The organism is bacterium (assembly GCA_040755795.1).
Taxonomy (GTDB): Bacteria; UBA9089; CG2-30-40-21; order CG2-30-40-21; family SBAY01; genus JBFLXS01.
Genome location: JBFLXS010000637.1, coordinates 1 through 1,634, shown reverse-complemented (window position 1 = coordinate 1,634; position 1,634 = coordinate 1). Strand labels below are relative to the sequence as shown.

Below are 1,634 nucleotides of genomic sequence, written 5' to 3'. Positions count from 1 at the left end.
TGTTTTCCACAATCAATTTCTACCTATTTCTATAAATTTCAATCTATTTCTATTATCTTATCTCCATATCGCCCTTATCTCCTTATCCCCTTTCGGACACTTTTGATATATAGCCTGAACGGTTACACGGCTTACAATTTACAGGTTATATGCTGATAAGGAGTGAACAATGGATGTATCTGTAATTATGCCCTGCTTGAATGAGAAAGATACTATCGGAATTTGTATTAAAAAGGCACTAAAATCCTTTAAAGATGAAGGTGTAGAAGGAGAGGTGATTGTCGTTGATAACGGCTCTACGGATAATTCAGATAATATCGCTAAATCACTTGGTGCTAAGGTAGTATATCAACCTATAAAAGGTTATGGTAGTGCCTATCTGACGGGTTTGGAAGAGGCTAATGGAAAATATATCATTATGGCTGACGCCGATAATACCTATAATTTACAAGAAATAGGTAAATTTTTAATCCCGCTCATAGAAGGATATGAGTTTTGTATTGGTAGTCGATTTAAAGGTAAAATCTTAACCGGTGCTATGCCCTGGTTACATCGATATATCGGTAATCCAATACTTACAGGGATTTTAAACCTATTTTTTCATGGCAAAATATCGGATGCTCATTGTGGTATGCGAGCGGTAACTAAAGAGGCATATAAAAAAATGAACCTTAAAACTATCGGTATGGAATTTGCCTCTGAAATGGTCATTAAGGCATTGAAACTTAAACTTAAAATTAAAGAACTACCCATCACCTATCATCCACGAGAAGGTGAATCAAAACTTGCCTCATTTAAAGATGGCTGGCGACATCTCAGGTTTATGCTGTTGTATTCCCCTACCTATTTATTTTTAATACCAGGTATAATCCTATTCTTTATTGGATTAGTCTTTTTACTTGTCTTACTCCCGGGACCGCTCATCATAGGAAATCTACATTTTGATATTCATTATATGGTGTTAGGTAGCCTGTTGGCTATTCTGGGCTTTCAAATTGTTAATCTTGGATTGTATGCTAAAAGCTACTCTCTAACTGAACATTTTGAAGAAAGCGATAGATTTATCGAATGGTTTTCACAGCATTTCAATTTAGAAAGAGGGTTAGTTATTGGTGGCTTACTTACATTATCTGGATTAGGGATAAATGTTTATATCTTAATTCGATGGATAGTCGGTAACTTTGGTCCATTAAGCGAGGTCAGAACTGGACTGGTTGCCTTAACTTTTATAGTCATTGGTATTCAAACCATATTCTCATCATTCTTTTTGAGTATCTTAGGAATCAGGAAAAAGGTAACCGTTTAGGTAATCCTTTACCGCAGAGACGCAGAGAAGCAGAGAGGAAAATATTTTTTTTTTCGTGTTTTTCGCGTTTTTCGGTGTTTAAAAAGGCTTAAAAACAGTTAGTCAAAAGTCCGTATTAAAAGATTAATAAACAAGGAAAGACCCGAAATGCACAAAAAAAGGAAATCTCTGGCTCTGGTGAATAGATTTTAATTTTTTCTTTGCGTCTCTGTGTCTGTTATGTAAAGTGTCAAGCTTTTTTTTATTTTTTTACTTAAGAAAAGACTCTACGACTTATCTCTATAACTCTACACCTTATTTTTGTTTTAGGCATTTTGAGTTTTTAATT

At 34.5% G+C, this 1,634-nt stretch carries 1 protein-coding gene; it reads left to right on the top strand.

The genetic code is table 11. The features are described from left to right. The first annotated feature begins 169 nt into the window (after positions 1-169). A complete protein-coding gene (locus AB1414_20505) occupies positions 170-1,306 on the top strand; it encodes a glycosyltransferase family 2 protein (GenBank protein MEW6609793.1) in 1,137 nt (378 codons plus the stop codon). The last annotated feature ends 328 nt before the right edge of the window (positions 1,307-1,634 follow it).

Coding starts and splice junctions, on each gene's coding strand:
- AB1414_20505 (MEW6609793.1), top strand. CDS start 170: ATGGATGTATCTGTAATTATGCCCTGCTTGAATGAGAAAGATACTATC.